Below are 18344 nucleotides of genomic sequence, written 5' to 3'. Positions count from 1 at the left end.
AAATAAAAATTTTAAATCACTTAACCTCAACATTCTTTTAATTATAACATTCTCTTTGGTTAGTATAAAAAAGTCCCGATTTCGCAAAAAAGCATTTATTTTCAATTATTTTTTAAAATTATTAAGAATTTATTCTCATTTTCATTACAAAAAAGACATTTATTATGCGTGCATAGTTTTTTATTGAAATAAAATCATTACTTTCGTTGCTCGAAAAATAATCAACTTTAACTTTAATAAAATGAAAATATTAGTTTGCATCAGTCATGTGCCTGATACTACTTCAAAAATTAACTTTGTTAATGGCGATTCAGAATTTGACACTAACGGTGTTCAATTCGTAATAAATCCGAATGACGAATTTGGTTTAACCAGAGCGATTTGGTTTAAAGAACAACAAGGAGCAAATGTAACGGTGGTAAACGTAGGCGGACCGGATGCAGAGGCAACTTTAAGAAAAGCTTTAGCAATTGGTGCTGACGAAGCAATTCGTGTGAATGCAGTACCAACCGATGGTTTTTTCGTAGCAAAACAATTGGCCGAAGTGGTTAAAAACGGAGGATATGATTTGGTAATTGCCGGAAAAGAATCATTAGACTATAACGGCGGAATGGTTCCGGGAATGTTAGCTGCTTTAATTGGTTCAGACTTCATCAATTCCTGTATTGGTATTGAAGTAAACGGAACCAGCGTAAAAGCAGTCAGAGAAATTGACGGTGGAAAAGAAACCCTTAGCGCTAACTTACCGTTAGTAGTAGGCGGACAAAAAGGTATCGTTGAAGAGAAAGATTTAAGAATTCCGAACATGAGAGGAATTATGACTGCAAGAACCAAAGCGCTTACAATTCTTGAGCCGGTTGGAGCAGAAAACACTACAAAAGCTGTTAAGTTTGAAAAACCTGCTGCTAAATCGGCAGTAAAATTAGTAAGTCCGGACAACATCGACGAACTAATCAACCTTTTACATAACGAAGCAAAAGTTATCTAATTTTTCATTCATTAAACATTAAACAAAGAAGATCATGTCAATTTTAATATATGCTGAATCAGCAGAAGGAAAATTTAAAAAAGTAGCTTTCGAGTTAGCTTCTTATGCTAAGAAAGTTGCAGAAAAAATGGGAACAACAGTAACAGCTGTTACAGTAAATGCTGCTGATGTTTCTGCTTTATCAAAATATGGAGTAGACAAAGTTTTAAAAGTAGCAAACGACAAACTGGCTTCTTTCAACGCAAAAGCTTATGCTGATGTTATCAAACAGGCTGCTCAGAAAGAAGGTACTAAAGTAGTGGTGTTATCCTCAACTACAGACAGTTTATACTTAGCACCTCTTGTTGCCGTTGGCTTGAATGCAGGGTATGCTTCCAATGTGGTGGCTTTACCGGAAAGCACAGCTCCGTTTACCGTAAAAAGAAATGCTTTCTCTAACAAAGCTTTCAACATTACTGAAATCACTACCGATGTAAAAGTGGTTGGTCTGGCTAAAAACTCATTCGGTTTGATCGAATCGGCTTCTTCATTAACGGAAGAGGATTTCACACCAAGCTTAAACGATGCTGATTTCTCTGTAAAAATGGAAAGCGTTGAAAAAGTAACCGGAAAAGTAACGATTGCAGATGCTGAGATCGTTGTTTCTGCAGGTCGTGGATTAAAAGGTCCTGAAAACTGGGGAATGATAGAAGATCTTGCAGCGGTTTTAGGAGCCGCTACGGCTTGTTCAAAACCAGTTTCCGATTTAGGATGGAGACCTCACAGTGAGCACGTTGGACAAACCGGAAAACCGGTTGCTGCCAACCTTTATATTGCTATTGGTATTTCGGGAGCGATCCAGCACATTGCGGGAATCAACTCTTCTAAAGTAAAAGTAGTCATCAATCCGGATGCAGACGCACCTTTCTTTAAAGTGGCCGACTACGGTATCGTAGGAGATGCATTCGAAGTAGTACCGAAATTAGTTGAAAAATTAAAAGAGTTCAAAGCACACAACTCATAATTTTTAACACAAATATATTAAACGGGCTTTCTAATTTAAAGATTTAGTATCTTTGTTAGTAAGCCCGTTTTTTTTATTTTTAAAAGCGAAAATTTTAGGCTTTCTTTGCAAACCTTTTTCCGGTAATAACCGCACCGTTTTCGGTTGCAAATGATATGCCCGCAGAAAGATAAAACAAAAAAGGACTTTAAACAGTTCGTTAAAGCAATAATGTAGCAACCCTCAAATGAGTTTAGTAAAATTAACGATAAAAGGAATTTCTTACAGTCAAACGCAAAATGGCGCTTACGCCCTGATTTTGAACGAAGTTGATGGCGAACGAAAATTACCAATAGTAATAGGCGCTTTTGAAGCACAATCCATAGCCATTGCTTTAGAGAAAGAGATCAAACCACCCAGACCGCTTACCCATGATTTGTTTAAAAATTTTGCCGACCGGTTTGACATCGTGGTAAAACAGGTCATTATCCACAAGCTTGTTGACGGTGTTTTCTTTTCAAGCATTATCTGCGAAAGAGATCGTATTGAGGAAATTATCGACGCCCGTACTTCCGATGCTATTGCTTTGGCATTGCGTTTTAACGCTCCTATATTCACCTATAAAAACATACTGGACAAAGCCGGTATTTATTTAAAAGTGAATCCTATTGAAGAAGGAAAAAAAGACGAAAACGATGATCCGCTGAGCAGTCCGGAAACTTTCGGATTAACCGAGGATGAAGCTGTAACCGGAGAAGCCTACGCTCAGTACAGTCTTTCGGAATTATACGATTTATTGGAAAGTGCCGTTCAGAATGAAGACTATGAAAAGGCGGCAAAAATCAGAGATGAGATTTCTAAAAAAGAATCCTAAATAACCCATTACCGACACACCCAATCAGCACCCATGAAACAGTATTTAGATTTAGTAAAGCACGTTTTAGAAAACGGAAATCAAAAAGGAGACCGAACCGGAACCGGAACCAAGAGTGTTTTCGGCTACCAGATGCGCTTCGATTTAAGCGAGGGCTTTCCTATGGTAACGACTAAAAAACTGCATCTGAAATCGATCATTCATGAGCTGCTATGGTTTTTAAACGGGGATACCAACATTGGTTACCTTAAAGAAAACGGGGTAAAGATATGGGATGAATGGGCAGACGAAAACGGCAATCTGGGTCCTATATACGGGCATCAGTGGCGCAACTGGAACAGCGAGGAAATCGACCAGATCACGGAACTGATCGACACCCTGAAAAACAATCCGAACAGCAGAAGAATGCTGGTTTCGGCCTGGAATCCGAGTGTATTGCCCGATACGTCAAAATCGTTTGCAGAGAATGTTGCCAACAATAAGGCGGCACTACCACCCTGCCATGCCTTTTTCCAATTTTATGTTGCCGACGGAAAGTTATCCTGCCAGTTATACCAGAGAAGTGCCGATGTATTTTTAGGAGTACCGTTTAACATTGCTTCCTATGCGCTGTTTACCATGATGGTTGCACAGGTTTGCAATTTGGAAGCCGGAGAATTCATCCATACTTTCGGTGACGTCCATATCTACAACAACCATTTCGAACAATTGGAATTACAGCTCACCCGCGAGCCGCGAAAACTTCCGAGAATGATTCTGAATCCGGAAATAAAAAACATCTTCGATTTTAAATTTGAGGATTTCACGCTGGAAGATTATGACCCGCATCCACATATTAAAGGCGCTGTTGCTATATAATTTTTAAAAGAAATTACTTATCTTTATTTCCGTAAAACTTTAAGTATGGAAATAAATCAACACGAACTGTATGAATATGCCAGACAGCGTTTGAAACAAAAAAAACGCTTGTACTTTCATTTTATCCTGTTTTTTCTGGGAAGCATCTTCTGTATTGTAGCCAATAAATTACTAAATGTTAAACCGGAAATAGACTGGTACCTGTGGGTTATTACCATTTGGGCTTTCTTATTTGTATTGCACTTTATTCGTGTTTTTATAACAGACAGTTTTATGAATAAAAAATGGGAACGTGCTCAAATTGACAAACTGATGCTCAAACAGGAACGCAAAATAGAGCAACTGGAAAAAGACCTCAACAAAAACAACGAGTCCCCTGCAAAATGATCACTTTAATCGCTGCTGTAGCAGAAAACAATGCTTTAGGAAAAGACAATCAGATGATCTGGCACCTGCCGGACGATTTTAAACGTTTCCGCCAACTTACCACCGGACATTATATCATTATGGGACGCAAAACGTTTGAAAGCCTGCCAAAGCTGCTTCCCAACCGTACCCATGTAATCATATCCCGCCAGAGCGATTACCAAACCCCGGAAGGCTGCATTGTTGTTAACGCTCTTAATGCGGCGATAGAAGCCTGTCCGGAACAGGAAGATGTATTTATAATTGGCGGCGGTGAAATTTACAAACAGGCCATTGCCATAGCCGACAAAATTGAACTGACCAAAGTGTTCACCTCACCGGAAGCCGATGCTTTTTTCCCGGAAATAGACCCGAACGAGTGGCAATTAGTATTTGAAGAATTCCATTCGAAAGATGAAAAGCACGCTTTTGATTTTAGCTTCCTGACGTATTTAAAAAAATAACCGCATAAAAAATCCCGATAACATCTTACCGGGATAGTTTATTACAAATAAGCTAATAAGCATATCAAATTTCATTTTGAATTTATTCAAGTGAAAGTACCTGATAACATAAAATAAAAATTGCCACTGTTAACAATACTCCGGAAATGAAGATAATAACATTGGCAAATCGCTGAGAATACATCTCAAAAAAGCCTTTAATACCAAATACCACAAAAGTACTAAAGACAAAAAAAACTAAAATTTCCAAAAACAAATTTAACCCAAAGAACGTTTGCGGTACCCCATATTCAGCAGGATTAAAAACCCCGCTGTTGATACTTTCTACCAGAACCAATGTAACAACCAGTACCAATAGCATCCATTTTAATTCAGATAAAAATAATTTTGATAACATAGCTCATTAATTTGTATGATGTAAAATTCCACATTAATACAACACCAAACAATCGCTAAATCCTTGTATTTTTCATCTCACTAAATTTAGTGAGGCCCAACTAACTAATTATTCAGGAATAACAAAATGAGTTCTTTTTATATCCTTTACTTTCTATTATCTTTGTCTCAAATTTTCTTTTAGAATGTCAAAAAACATAACGCCTTATAAAGATTCCGAATTAGGAAAAAAAGAACAAGTAACCCAAATGTTTGATACCATTTCCGGTAAGTATGACGATTTGAATCGTGTCATCTCTTTTGGAATTGATATCAAATGGCGTAACAAAGTTTTAAAAATTGTTTCCGACAAAAAACCACAGGCGGTTTTGGATATTGCTACCGGAACCGGCGATCTGGCAATACTGATGACAAAAACTTCAGCATCAAAAATTATTGGTTTGGATATTTCTTCGGGAATGCTTGAAATCGGGAAGAAAAAAATTGCCGAAAGAAACCTGTCGGACAGAATCGAAATGGTTTTGGGCGATTCGGAAAACATTCCTTATGAGGACAATTATTTTGATGCGATTACCGTGGCTTTCGGGGTTCGTAATTTTGAAAACCTGGAAAAAGGATTATCCGAGATACTGAGAGTACTGAAACCAAACGGTGTTTTCGTGATACTGGAAACTTCCGTTCCAACAAAATTCCCTTTTAAACAAGGCTATTATTTCTATACCAAAAACATACTTCCCCTAATCGGAAAGCTCTTTTCTAAAGACAAAGTTGCCTATTCTTATCTTTCAGAATCGGCTTCAGTTTTCCCTCATGGTGAAGCGTTAAACAATATTTTGAGAAAAGTTGGGTTTATAGATGTGAAACATGCGCCGCAAACTTTCGGAGCAGCAACCATTTACTCAGCGTCAAAAAAATAATATGAAGAGACTACTCCTAATTTCCATGCTAATCCTTTCACTAAACGGCTTTGCGCAGTCAATGTTTAGTAAAAACCCTGTTATCAACCTGGAAAACTTTGACAAACAAAGGGTTCACTGGGGCTATTTCTTAGGATTCAGCAGTTATGACTTTAAGTTTGACTATATCAAACCGGGCACCGATATTGAAGTAAAAAGCACTACCGGTTTTAACGTTGGATTGGTTGGAAACCTACGTCTTATGGAATATCTGGATCTTCGATTCGAACCGGGATTATATTATACGCAACGTGATTTAACCTTCCACGATCCCAGCCTTACCCGTCCGGTTGAGCAGCTGCGTGAAGTAAAATCAACCTATATCCATTTCCCGTTATTACTAAAATTCTCTTCACAGCGTTTTGGAAACGTTCGTCCTTATGTCGTGGGCGGTCTTTCCAAATCACTGAATTTGGGCAGTAACCACGACGCAACCGACGACAACTATGCTTATCGTTTTAGAATGACCCGCTGGTCCACTAACTATGAGCTGGGTTTGGGTGTTGATTTCTACCTGGAATATTTTAAATTTTCACCGTCCATCCGCGGTGTATTCGGAATCAATGACGAGATAATCCGCGACAACAATCCGGACAGTCCATGGACCGGAAATGTAGCATCCATGAAAACACGTGGTATCTTCATCAACTTTACATTCCATTAAAATTTAAAGTCCTCTTTTAAATTCGCTTAAAATAATAGCGGTGGCAGTGGCAACATTTAAACTTTCCGTTTGCTGCAGGTCGCCAAAACGCGGAATAGAAAGCCTGTTTGCCGCCAATTTTTCAATGGCAGCCGAAATACCATTGGCCTCATTTCCCATTACCACGATTCCTTTTTCGGGAAGGCTTTGTTTGTAGATATTGGCACCGTCCATAAAGGTTCCGAAAACAGGAAGGTTTGTTTTTTCCAGAAAAGCTTCCAGATCAGTATACACCACATTTACCCGGGTAATAGACCCCATAGTAGCCTGAACTACTTTGGGATTATAAATATCAACGGTTTCGTTCGAACACACCACATGCTGAACGCCAAACCAATCACTCAGCCTTAAAATCGTACCCAGGTTTCCCGGATCGCGAATGGCATCCAAAGCAATGATCAGTCCGTCTTCCGCTACCGGTTTTTCATCCGGAATCAGGAATAATGCCAGACAGCTATTGGGTGTTGTTAAAGCGCTTATTTTTTTTAATTCGGCTTCCGAAATAAACGTGATTTTACGCTCCGGAACATCCGGAAAAAGATCTTCAACCGTAAACAAATGATACAATTCAAAATTGGAATTCAGCAATTCTTGAATTACCTTTATACCTTCGGCAAAGAACATTTTATGCTGTTTCCTATATTTTTTTTGCTGTAAACTCGTTATTAGTTTGATTTGGTTTTTACTAACCATAAAAAAATGTATTTTTGACTTACTATTGTAAACGATTTGAAAAATAATTTATCAAAAATAGCACTATTTCTTGTATTAGGTGCAATTTTATACTCTTGTTCTCTTGTAAAAAGAGTACCCGAGGGTCAGTATCTTTTAATTGAGAATACTGTAAATGTAGACGGGAAAAAGGAAAAAAGCGAGGCAATCCTCAATCAGCTTTACCAGAAACCCAACAGTTCGATACTGGGTTACCGTCTCCGACTTCAAATGTACAATTTAGCCCGAAAAAGCCCCGAAGCCGACTATCAGTTATGGCTGCAAAAAAAACCGAAACGCCACCAGTTTTTAAAAGATCTATTGTCTGAAAAACAAGTGCAGCGACTAGGACAGTCTTTTTTTGTTTCCGGTGCCAGCACCTTCCTTAAAAAAACAGGAGAACCGCCGGTGATTATTGACGAAACAAAATCGCAAAAATCCCGAAACCGCCTTTTATCCTACTATTTCAACAGCGGTTATTTTAACAGTAAAGTGAGCTATAAGATTGATTCGCTGGAAAACAAACGCGGAAAAATAGCCTACAACATTAAGCTGGGTGCTCCCTACATTATTGACAGCATCACCACATCTATTAAAACACCGGCTTTGGATTCGTTGTTTCACAAAATCAAGGATCAGTCCCTGATTGTTAAAGGAAAACAATACAATTCCCAGAATTTTATTGACGAGCGAAAACGTATTGCCACCAATTTCAGAAATAACGGCGCTTACTATTTCCAGGAAACCAACATCGAATATGATGTGGATACCGTGGCGACCGGACATAAGGCAAATGTGGATTTCCTTATTGACAACCAGACGATAAAAAAAGGAGATTCATTAATTAAAGTTCCTTTTAAACTGTACACCATCAGCCAGGTAAACATCTTTACCGGGAACAGCAACAATAAAAGCAAAGAAAAAGTTGCCGACAGTATTACATACAACAACTTTAACATATACAGTTCTGACAAGCTGAATTACCGCCCGAAAGCAATTACCGATGCTATTTTCATCACCAAAGGAAGTAAATTCAGCGATTTCAGAAGACAGTTAACATCCCGTTCCCTGAGTAATCTGCGTGTTTTCAACTATCCGAACATTGAGTATGAAGAAGACAAAACCGATACTACCGGAACGTCGCTGATTGCGAATATCGTTTTGTCGCCAAGAAAGAAATTCAACTTTAATGCTACTGCTGATTTCATGCATTCCAACATTCAGGATTTTGGTATACTGGGTAGTACTTCCCTATCGATACGTAACATTTTCCGTGGTGCCGAAATTCTGGAAATCGCCCTTAGAGGGAACATTGGTTCCTCCCGCGACCTTGCGAATCCGAACAATGTATTTTTCAATATTTCCGAATACGGAGCCGATGTAAAACTATCCTTTCCAAGGATCTTTTTCCCTTTAAATACCGAAAAGATCATCCCGAAAAATACGCTTCCGACCACACAGATCAGTTTTGGTATGTCGCGTCAGCAAAACATCGGACTGGACAAAGAGAACTTTACCGGAATATTCAACTATACCTGGAATCCGAAAAGAAATACCAATATCCGTTTTGACCTGGTAAACCTGCAATATGTGAGAAACGTAAACCCGGGGAATTATTTCAGCGTTTACCGTTCATCCTATAACCGACTGAACGATCTGGCACACGTTTACAACAACGATGGCAGCTATCTGGACAACGAAGGTAACCTGACCATAGCCGGAGGCGGAACTGCCGGTTTTATCAATGATGTCCTAAACGGGCAAACGGTATTGACCCAAAACGACAATGATTATTTCGTGGTGCGCAGTATTGAAGAACGCCGTTTGCGTCTGACCGAAAACAACCTGATACTTGCGTCCAACATTACCTATACCAAATCGAGCAGAACAAACATTACGGACAATGACTTCTTTACGTTTAAAACGAAATTAGAATCTGCCGGAAATACTTTAAGCCTGTTTTCCAAAATACAAAACCAGGAACCGGACATTAACGGCCGAAAGAAATTTTTTAATGTAGAATATTCACAATACATCAAAGGGGAATTAGACTTTATCAAAAACTGGGATTTTGGCAGCAAGCAGGTTCTTGCCGCAAGAAGTTTTGTGGGATTAGCCATTCCGTATGGCAACTCCAACTCCATCCCGTTCTCCCGAAGTTATTTTGCCGGAGGTTCGAACGACAACAGAGCGTGGCAGTCCTACAGCTTAGGCCCGGGGCGCAGCGGCGGATTAAACGATTTCAATGAGGCTAACTTTAAAATCGCGTTAAGTGCCGAATACCGTTTTAATATTTTCGGGAAATTAAACGGTGCCTTTTTTGCCGATGCTGGTAATATCTGGAACGTTTTTGACAACGTAACCGATGAAGAAAGTGTATTTGAAGGCTTCAAATCGTTAAAAGATATGGCATTAGGAACCGGAATTGGTTTCCGTTACGACCTGAACTTCTTTGTAATCCGTCTGGATGTGGGCTTTAAAACCTACAATCCGGCCAAAGCAATGAGTGAAAGATGGTTTAAAGATATCGTTCCAAACCGTGCCGTCTTAAATATTGGAATTAATTATCCGTTCTAATTTTAGAAATTATTATTTTTGTCGAAATAAACTAAAACAACAACACAATGGCTCATAATATAAAACCAGGAGTAGCGACAGGCGATCAGGTTCAGGAGATTTTTAATTATGCAAAAGAAAAAGGCTTTGCCTTACCAGCTGTAAACGTAACAGGATCAAGCACTATCAACGGTGTTATGGAAACTGCTGCCAAATTAAACGCACCTGTTATCATTCAGTTTTCAAATGGAGGCGCTTCCTTTAATGCCGGAAAAGGACTTTCTAACGAAGGACAGAAATCGGCTATATTAGGAGCAATTGCAGGAGCAAAACACATTCACACGCTGGCAGAAGCTTATGGTGCTACGGTAATTTTACATACAGACCATTGTGCTAAAAATTTATTGCCATGGATTGACGGCCTGCTTGACGCCAGTGAAACGCATTTCAAACAAACCGGAAAACCGTTGTTCAGCTCTCACATGATCGATCTTTCCGAAGAGCCGATTGCAGAGAACATTGAGATCTCTAAACGTTATTTAGAGCGTATGAGCAAAATGGGAATGACACTGGAAATTGAATTGGGTATTACCGGCGGTGAAGAAGACGGTGTGGACAATTCTGATGTGGACAGTTCAAAATTATACACCCAGCCGGATGAAGTAGCTTTTGCTTATGAAGAACTGATGAAAATCAGCCCTCGTTTCACGATCGCTGCAGCATTTGGAAACGTTCACGGTGTTTACAAACCCGGAAATGTAAAACTAACCCCGAAAATCCTGAGAAATTCACAGGAGTATGTACAGCAAAAATTCAACACAGGCCACAATCCGGTTGATTTTGTTTTCCACGGCGGTTCCGGTTCTACATTAGAAGAAATCAGAGAAGCGATTACCTATGGAGTAATCAAAATGAATATCGACACCGATTTGCAGTTTGCATTTACAGAAGGTGTTCGTGATTATGTTATTGAAAAAATAGATTATTTAAGAACTCAAATCGGGAATCCGGAAGGAGAAGAAGTTCCTAACAAAAAACATTATGACCCTAGAAAATGGGTTCGTGAAGGAGAAATTACGTTTAACACACGCTTGGAGCAAGCGTTTAAAGACCTGAATAACGTTAACACTTTATAATTTAAAGTAAACACCATTCGGGATTAATTCAAATTTAAGACTATGGCTTGGTTTAAAAGAACAGCAAAAGGAATTCAAACCGCAACAGAAGATAAAAAAGACGTTCCTAAAGGACTTTGGTACAAATCTCCAACCGGAAAAATCATTGATTCAGAAGAATTAGCTAAAAATCTTTGGGTAAGTCCGGAAGACGGATACCATGTTCGTATTGGCAGTAAAGAATATTTTGAAATCTTATTTGACAATAATGAATTCAAAGAATTGGATGCCAACATGACTTCTAAAGATCCATTAAAATTCGTGGATACTAAAAAATACAGTGATCGTTTAAAAGACGCTATCGAAAAAACCAAGTTAAAAGACGCGGTAAGAACGGCTGTTGGAAAATCGAAAGGGAAAGACCTGGTTGTTGCCAGTATGGATTTCGCCTTTATTGGTGGTTCTATGGGAGCTGTGGTAGGTGAAAAAATTGCCCGTGCGATCGATTATTCTATCAAACACAAAGTTCCTTTTGTAATGATTTCCAAGTCCGGTGGTGCCCGTATGATGGAAGCGGCCTACTCACTAATGCAGTTAGCCAAAACATCGGCTAAATTAGCGCAATTGGCAGAAGCAAAAATCCCGTACATTTCCTTATGTACCGATCCGACTACCGGAGGAACAACCGCTTCTTATGCGATGTTAGGTGATGTTAATATTGCCGAGCCGGGCGCTTTGATCGGTTTTGCAGGACCTCGTGTTGTTAAAGATACTACCGGGAAAGATTTACCGGAAGGATTCCAGACATCTGAATTCCTTTTAGAGCACGGTTTCCTTGATTTCATCACACCGAGAAAAGAATTGAAAGACAAGATTAATCTATACCTGGATCTGATTTTAGATCAGCCAGTACGATAATAAAAAAGCCCGGTTAAACCGGGCTTTTTTTATGACTTATTTCTTATTTTCTGTTCCCATTTCCAGGCAGAACCCAGAGCTTCTTCCAGCGTTGCTTCGGCTTTCCAGCCTAAAACCGCATTGGCTCTGTCTGTATTGGCATAGGCTTCTACAATATCTCCTTCTCTCCTGCCTACAAATTTATAGGGTAGTGGTTTTCCGCTTACTTTTTCAAAAGCCTGGATCACTTCCAGAACAGAGCTTCCGGTTCCGGTTCCCACATTGAAGGTTTCCACTTTTTCCAGGTTTTTATTTTCCAGCAGGCGCTTCATCGCCACAACATGTGCTTTTGCCAGATCCACTACATGGATATAATCGCGAACACAGGTACCGTCGGCTGTTGGATAATCATCGCCGTAAACCGACAATTCATTTCGCAAACCTATTGCCGTCTGGGTAATGAATGGCACCAGGTTTTGAGGAACACCAACCGGCAATTCGCCTATTTCTGCCGTGGCATGTGCCCCGATAGGATTAAAATATCGCAGCAAAACAGCCTTTATCCCGGACACTTTTGCCACATCGCGGATGATCTCCTCTCCTATTCGTTTGGTGTTGCCATAAGGCGACATGGCCGGCTGTACTGAAGCACTTTCGGTAATCGGCATTTTTTCCGCCTGTCCGTAAACCGTACAGGAAGAACTGAAAATAAAACACGACTGATCTTTTTGCTGCAATTCCTGCAGCAAATAAACCAGCGCGCCAATATTGTTTTCATAATAGAGTAACGGATTTTCGACACTTTCGCCCACTGCTTTTGAAGCGGCAAAATGAATCACTCCGGCAACATCGGTATACTGTTTGAAAAACCCGGCTACACTTGTTTTATCGCGCAAATCAAGCTGTACGAATACCGGTTTTTCCCCGGTGATCTTTTCAATACCTTCCAAAACATCAATTGACGAATTGGACAGATTATCGATGATAACCACTTCAAAACCCTGATTGTATAATTCTACTACGGTATGTGAACCTATAAAACCTAAACCTCCTGTTACAACTATTCTCATTTATTTTTTTAGTATTAAACCAGATTTTAACGAATACTATCCTAAGAATTCCAGAATACTGTCGGTTATGAATTTAATTTGCTCATCGTCTAATTCTGTATGCATCGGCAAGGAAATTACTTCATTAACCAATTCATTGGTTACCGGGAATGCTTCTTCCTTATAACGGGAATCGGTATAAGCTTTCTGGCTGTGTAACGGAATCGGGTAGTAAATGGCACAAGGAATACCTTTATCCAGTAAATGCTGCATTAAAGCATTTCTGTCGGTATTAAGGATGCGCAGGGTATATTGATGAAATACATGACTTCCGTCTTCACCTTTTACAAAAGGAGTAATAATATTCGGATGATTGGCTAAAGCCGCATCATATTTTTTAGCCGCCAGCTGGCGCGCCTCGTTATAGGCATCCAGTTTGGGCAGTTTTGCATTTAAAACCGCTGCCTGAACACTGTCCAGGCGGGAGTTAACCCCCACTACATCATGATGGTAACGCACGTACATTCCGTGGTTTACAATACCGCGCAATTTATAAGCCAGTTCATCATCATTGGTAAAAATAGCACCGCCATCGCCATAGCAGCCTAAATTTTTTGACGGGAAGAAAGAAGTAGAGGCTACATGCCCGATTGTTCCCACTTTCTTTTTTGTTCCGTCGGCATATTTATAATCGGCTCCGATTGCCTGTGCATTATCTTCAATTACATACAGGTTGTGTTCTTCTGCCAAAGCCATAATTGCTTCCATATTGGCCGCCTGTCCGAACATGTGAACCGGAACAATCGCTTTTGTTTTTGGCGTAATCGCTTTTTTAATTGCGTCTACCGAAATATTAAAAGTATCCACTTCCACATCTACCAAAACCGGTGTTAACTGCAATAATGCAATCACTTCCACGGTTGCGGCAAAAGTAAAATCGGCGGTAATTACCTCATCACCCGGTTTCAGGTCCAGCCCCATCATGGCAATCTGCAACGCATCGGTTCCGTTAGCACATGGAATAACGTGCTTCACTTCTAAATAATCTTCTAATGCTTTCTGGAATTGGTGTACCTGCGGACCGTTTATAAAAGTTGTGGTATCCAGAACTTCCTGGATGGATTGATTTACAGTTTCTTTTATCGCTTCATATTGACCTTTCAGGTCAACCATTTGTATTTTTTTCATCTGTTTACGTATTGTTTTTATTGTCACATGCTTTCAGACTGTAATGAAAAAACGCCATTACAAGACCTGTTTCATCTGAAAAAAAGTTTTTAAAACAAGCAAAAATAGTCATTTAATGAGTTTACACCAATCAAATTAACGTAAAGAACCGTAATTTAGCGACACAAATTTTCGCTTATGTTTTTTCTCTACGATTTATTAGTTCGATTCGTTGGTTTCCTCCTGAAATTCATTGCTTTACTGAGTCCGAAAATCAAACTTTTTGTGGAAGGCCGAAAAATTGTTTTCCCGGCATTAGCAACGGCAATACAGCCATCTGACAAAACGATCTGGTTTCATGCCGCTTCACTGGGAGAATATGAACAGGGACTTCCGGTAATGGAAAAAATAAAAGAAAAGTTCCCCGGTCATAAAATTGTCGTTACTTTCTTTTCGCCATCCGGCTACGAAGTACGAAAGAACAATACTACTGCCGATGCCACGGTTTACCTGCCTCTGGACACCAAAAGCAATGCTATAGCTTTCCTGAAAGCCGTTCATCCCGATATGGCTTTTTTCATTAAATACGAATACTGGCCAAATTACCTGAACAAGCTGAAAAAGCAGAATATCCCGACCTATCTGATATCGGGGATTTTCAGGGAAAAACAATCGTTCTTTAAATGGTACGGCTCTTTTTACAGAAATGCGCTGAAAAGCTTTAACTACTTTTTTGTACAGAATGAAAAATCCAAACAACTATTGCAAAGCATTGGTTTTTCGAACGTAAAAGTTTCCGGCGATACCCGTTTTGACCGCGTAGCTGCAATACTGGAACGCGACAATACCCTGGATTTTATCGAAAACTTTAAAAACGACAGTCCGGCAATTGTGATTGGCAGTTCCTGGCCAAAAGACGAAACCCTGCTGGTTAATTATATCAACAACACGAGCGATGCGGTAAAATTCATCATCGCACCACACAATATCAAACCGGAACAAATATTATCCTTACAAAACAGCATTACCAAAAAAACGGTACTGTTTTCTGAAAAAGAGGGAAAAGACCTTTCCGGTTATGACGTTTTTATTATCGACACCATAGGCATACTGACCAGGATTTACAGTTATGCCGACATTGCCTACGTTGGCGGCGGCTTTGGAAATCCCGGAGTACACAACATTCTGGAACCGGCCACTTTTGGCGTACCCATTGTAATTGGCCCCAACTATTCCCATTTTGCCGAAGCCACCGCTTTGGTGAACATGGAAGGCTGTATTTCCATTTCCGGTCAGCAGGAACTGAACGAAGCGTTCACCGACCTGATCCGCAATGTAGACATTCGTTATGAAAAAGGGCATATTTGCAGCACTTTCGTACAGATGAATAAAAACGCAACCAATAGTATTTTAAACCACATTATACATGAGCACCATCTTTAAACCGTTAACCAAAGCAGACATTCCTGAAGCAGTAACCCTGATGCGTGATTTTTATGCCATCGATAATTACCATATCGACCCGGCAACTTCTGAAGCGCTGTTTACAGAGTTTATCAGTAATGACAACCTGGGAAAAGCCTGGCTGATCTATTCCGATAACGAACTGATCGGCTATACCATTATCACTTTTATATTCAGTTTTGAATACAAAGGCCGGTATGCTTTTCTGGATGAACTATACCTATCCGAAAAGGCAAGAGGAAAAGGAATCGGGAAACAGGCAATCGAATTTATAAAAGCAGAAGCTCTTAAATTAAAGTTAAAAGTAATCTACCTTGAAGTGGAAAACCATAACGAAAATGCTCAAAAATTGTATCTTGCCCAGAATTTTACAGTACATCATCGTAAAATGATGAAATATATTGTAGCATAAACACCAAAAATCAATTAATACCGGTAACCCTATGATGTGCTTTTAACCAGAGCTCATTACAGCGTTCCGGCTGATTCATTACAAACAAATAAATAACAAACAGATGAAATTTTTAAGACTACTTGTCGTATTGTTCGTTTTACCCGTTTACGCCCAGCAAGGCGGAATGTGGATTCCCTCCTTACTAAAAGGAATGAACGAAAAGGAGATGAAAAACTTAGGGATGAAAATATCGGCTGCCGATATTTACGATGTAAACAAATCCAGTTTAAAAGATGCGGTTCCGCATTTTAACGGAGGCTGTACTTCCGAAGTGATTTCCTCAAAAGGTTTACTTTTAACCAACCACCATTGCGGTTATGGCGAAATCCAGTCGCACTCTACAATCGACCATGATTATCTTACAAATGGCTTTTGGGCTATGAAAATGGAAGATGAATTACCAAACAAAGACCTGGTGGTAACCTTCATTGTAAAAATAGAAGATATAACCAATAAGGTATTAGAAGGTGTTGCCGCACTTCCTAACGAATTGGACAAACAAAAGAAAATCCAGGAAAACATCGGTATACTAAGCAGAACATTGCCAAAAGAATCCTGGCAGGAAAACAAGATCAGAACTTTCTATGACGGAAACCAATACATCCTTTTTGTAACGGAAACCTATAAAGACGTTCGTTTGGTTGGCGCACCGCCTTCATCTATCGGAAAATTCGGTTCGGATACAGACAACTGGGTTTGGCCGCGCCACACCGGAGATTTCTCTTTATTCCGGATCTATGCCGACAAAAACAACCGTCCGGCGGAATATTCCAAAGACAACGTTCCGTATACACCAAAACATTTCTTCCCGGTTTCTATAAAAGGGGTTAAGGAAAACGACTTTACTATGGTAATGGGATATCCGGGCAGAACCCAGGAATATTTGCCATCGTATGCTGTAGAGCAGATTGTAAACGACTTGAATCCTGCAAAAATTGAAGTTCGTGATGCGGCTTTAAAAGTACAGGACGGATTTATGCGTAAAGACAATGCTATCAAAATCCAGTATGCTTCCAAATATGCCAGTATTGCCAACTACTGGAAAAAATGGATCGGAGAAACCAAAGGTTTAAAAAAATCCAATGCGGTTGCCATCAAACAGAAATTTGAAAAAGACTTCCAGAACAAAGTGAACAAATCCGGTAAACAAGCCGAATACGGAAACTTACTGGCTGACTTTAAAAAGAATTATGCCGACATTGCTCCGTATGCCCTGAGCAGGGATTATTTCACAGAAGTAGTGCTAAAAAATACTGAATTACTAAGCTTCGGACACCGTCTGTACCAGTTAGAGCAGGTGTATACCGCTAAAGGAGAACAAGCTTTTAACGACAGAAAAAACAATCTTATCGCCGGTTTTGAAGATCTGTATAAAGACTTCAATGCTAATGTTGATGAAAAAGTTTTCGAACAGTTAATTACCTTATACTCCACAAAGTCGCCAAAACAATTTTTACCGGCAGCTTTCAGCACGGTTGATGCTAAAAACCTGACGGCAGAAGTGTACGGAAAATCAAAACTGACCAGCTATAACGGTTTAAAAGAATTATTAAGCGGTGATGCTAAAACGGTTATTGAAAAAATCAATCAGGACAAAGGCTATCAAACGGTAAAAGCAATGGCAGACAGCTACAACAAAAATGTAGCACCAAAATATGACGAGTTAAATCTGAAAAATATTGCTTTACAACGCACCTATATGAAAGCGATACTGGAATTATTCCCTAACGATCGTCTTTTCCCGGATGCAAACAGCACATTGCGTGTAACCTATGGTAAAGTAAAAGGATACAACCCAAGCGATGCGGTAGTGTATGAACCGATGACTTTCCTGGACGGTGTCATGGAAAAATATGTACCGGGTGATTATGAGTTTGACGTACCGGAAAAACTAATCACTTTATACAACAATAAAGATTACGGACAATATGGCGAAAAAGGCAAAATGCCGGTTTGCTTTATCGGAACCAACCACACTACCGGAGGGAATTCCGGAAGCCCTGCTCTGGATGCGGAAGGTAACTTAATCGGACTGAATTTCGACCGTGTTTGGGAAGGAACGATGAGTGATATTTACTACGATCCGGCGATTTGCCGCAACATTATGGTGGACATCCGCTATGTTTTGTTCATTATTGACAAATATGCAGGCGCAAAACACCTTGTTGACGAGATGAAACTGGTACAAAACAAGAAAAAATAGTCGTTTTTTAACACTTTAACAAAACATTAAAAATCAGATAGTTACACGCTTAAACCCTTTGAAATCGGGCGTTTTTGACCATAATTATCTGATTTTTCAAAA

18 protein-coding genes are annotated in these 18344 nt (G+C 39.6%); 14 read left to right on the top strand and 4 right to left on the bottom strand.

Annotation, left to right across the window (positions count from 1 at the left end; all coding sequences use genetic code 11):
- The first annotated feature begins 241 nt into the window (after positions 1 to 241).
- The 6 genes from HW120_RS06050 to HW120_RS06025 all read left to right on the top strand — a co-directional run bounded on the left by HW120_RS06050 (position 242) and on the right by HW120_RS06025 (position 4571).
- Positions 242 to 988, top strand: coding sequence for an electron transfer flavoprotein subunit beta/FixA family protein (locus tag HW120_RS06050; RefSeq protein ID WP_177732026.1), 747 nt, complete (start codon positions 242 to 244; stop codon positions 986 to 988).
- 34 nt (positions 989 to 1022) lie between these two features.
- Positions 1023 to 1991 carry an electron transfer flavoprotein subunit alpha/FixB family protein gene (locus tag HW120_RS06045; protein ID WP_177732023.1) on the top strand — a complete coding sequence of 323 codons (969 nt, stop codon included), beginning with the start codon at positions 1023 to 1025 and terminating at the stop codon, positions 1989 to 1991.
- 226 nt (positions 1992 to 2217) lie between these two features.
- A complete protein-coding gene (locus tag HW120_RS06040; protein ID WP_177732020.1) occupies positions 2218 to 2844 on the top strand; it encodes a bifunctional nuclease family protein in 627 nt (208 codons plus the stop codon).
- A 33-nt stretch (positions 2845 to 2877) separates the two neighbouring features.
- Complete coding sequence (locus tag HW120_RS06035; RefSeq protein WP_177732017.1) at positions 2878 to 3702, top strand: thymidylate synthase; 825 nt, start codon at positions 2878 to 2880, stop codon at positions 3700 to 3702.
- 45 nt (positions 3703 to 3747) lie between these two features.
- On the top strand, positions 3748 to 4089 hold the full coding sequence (locus HW120_RS06030) for a 2TM domain-containing protein (protein ID WP_177732016.1): 342 nt from the start codon (positions 3748 to 3750) through the stop codon (positions 4087 to 4089).
- A complete protein-coding gene (locus tag HW120_RS06025; RefSeq protein ID WP_177732013.1) occupies positions 4086 to 4571 on the top strand; it encodes a dihydrofolate reductase in 486 nt (161 codons plus the stop codon). Before HW120_RS06030 ends, HW120_RS06025 begins: the two co-directional genes overlap by 4 nt.
- Positions 4572 to 4653: 82 nt before the next feature.
- Here HW120_RS06025 and HW120_RS06020 read toward each other — a convergent pair whose 3' ends face one another.
- The gene (locus HW120_RS06020) at positions 4654 to 4968 is read right to left on the bottom strand and encodes a hypothetical protein (RefSeq protein WP_177732010.1); all 315 of its coding nucleotides are present in this window, start codon (positions 4966 to 4968) and stop codon (positions 4654 to 4656) included.
- Positions 4969 to 5152: 184 nt separating this feature from the next.
- Between HW120_RS06020 and ubiE the strand changes: the two genes are divergently transcribed.
- Both ubiE and porT read left to right on the top strand, forming a co-directional pair.
- Complete coding sequence (gene ubiE, locus HW120_RS06015) at positions 5153 to 5884, top strand: bifunctional demethylmenaquinone methyltransferase/2-methoxy-6-polyprenyl-1,4-benzoquinol methylase UbiE (protein ID WP_177732007.1); 732 nt, start codon at positions 5153 to 5155, stop codon at positions 5882 to 5884.
- Between the two features lies 1 nt (position 5885).
- Entirely contained in the window at positions 5886 to 6587 is a 702-nt protein-coding gene (porT, locus tag HW120_RS06010; RefSeq protein ID WP_177732004.1) for a type IX secretion/gliding motility protein PorT/SprT, read from the top strand.
- Between the two features lie 3 nt (positions 6588 to 6590).
- On the opposite strand, the gene HW120_RS06005 is transcribed toward porT, so the two are convergent.
- Positions 6591 to 7319, bottom strand: coding sequence for a TrmH family RNA methyltransferase (locus HW120_RS06005; RefSeq protein WP_177732001.1), 729 nt, complete (start codon positions 7317 to 7319; stop codon positions 6591 to 6593).
- 36 nt (positions 7320 to 7355) lie between these two features.
- Here HW120_RS06005 and tamL point away from each other — a divergent pair, with 36 nt between their 5' ends.
- Genes tamL through accD form a run of 3 tightly spaced genes read left to right on the top strand, consistent with a single transcriptional unit; the run spans position 7356 to position 11926 of the window.
- Complete coding sequence (gene tamL / locus HW120_RS06000; protein WP_177731998.1) at positions 7356 to 9914, top strand: translocation and assembly module lipoprotein TamL; 2559 nt, start codon at positions 7356 to 7358, stop codon at positions 9912 to 9914.
- Between the two features lie 47 nt (positions 9915 to 9961).
- Positions 9962 to 11029: a class II fructose-bisphosphate aldolase gene (fbaA, locus tag HW120_RS05995; protein ID WP_177731995.1), complete on the top strand. Its 1068-nt coding sequence runs from the start codon at positions 9962 to 9964 to the stop codon at positions 11027 to 11029.
- A 42-nt stretch (positions 11030 to 11071) separates the two neighbouring features.
- Complete coding sequence (gene accD / locus HW120_RS05990; RefSeq protein WP_177731993.1) at positions 11072 to 11926, top strand: acetyl-CoA carboxylase, carboxyltransferase subunit beta; 855 nt, start codon at positions 11072 to 11074, stop codon at positions 11924 to 11926.
- A gap of 29 nt (positions 11927 to 11955) precedes the next feature.
- Here accD and galE read toward each other — a convergent pair whose 3' ends face one another.
- Positions 11956 to 12975: a UDP-glucose 4-epimerase GalE gene (gene galE, locus HW120_RS05985; protein WP_177731990.1), complete on the bottom strand. Its 1020-nt coding sequence runs from the start codon at positions 12973 to 12975 to the stop codon at positions 11956 to 11958.
- A 36-nt stretch (positions 12976 to 13011) separates the two neighbouring features.
- Positions 13012 to 14142, bottom strand: a complete 1131-nt coding sequence (locus HW120_RS05980) for a DegT/DnrJ/EryC1/StrS family aminotransferase (protein ID WP_177731987.1) — start codon at positions 14140 to 14142, stop codon at positions 13012 to 13014.
- Between the two features lie 177 nt (positions 14143 to 14319).
- Between HW120_RS05980 and HW120_RS05975 the strand changes: the two genes are divergently transcribed.
- From HW120_RS05975 to HW120_RS05965, 3 genes are all read left to right on the top strand, one after another.
- Positions 14320 to 15564 carry a 3-deoxy-D-manno-octulosonic acid transferase gene (locus HW120_RS05975; protein ID WP_177731984.1) on the top strand — a complete coding sequence of 415 codons (1245 nt, stop codon included), beginning with the start codon at positions 14320 to 14322 and terminating at the stop codon, positions 15562 to 15564.
- Entirely contained in the window at positions 15548 to 15997 is a 450-nt protein-coding gene (locus HW120_RS05970; protein ID WP_246297042.1) for a GNAT family N-acetyltransferase, read from the top strand. The genes HW120_RS05975 and HW120_RS05970 overlap by 17 nt, the downstream gene beginning before the upstream one ends.
- 103 nt (positions 15998 to 16100) lie before the next feature.
- The gene (locus HW120_RS05965; RefSeq protein ID WP_177731981.1) at positions 16101 to 18242 is read left to right on the top strand and encodes a S46 family peptidase; all 2142 of its coding nucleotides are present in this window, start codon (positions 16101 to 16103) and stop codon (positions 18240 to 18242) included.
- Positions 18243 to 18344: the final 102 nt, after the last annotated feature.

Origin of the sequence: Flavobacterium inviolabile (assembly GCF_013389455.1) — a bacterium.
Classification (GTDB): domain Bacteria; phylum Bacteroidota; class Bacteroidia; order Flavobacteriales; family Flavobacteriaceae; genus Flavobacterium; species Flavobacterium inviolabile.
This window is presented reverse-complemented; position numbering and strand designations above follow the sequence as displayed.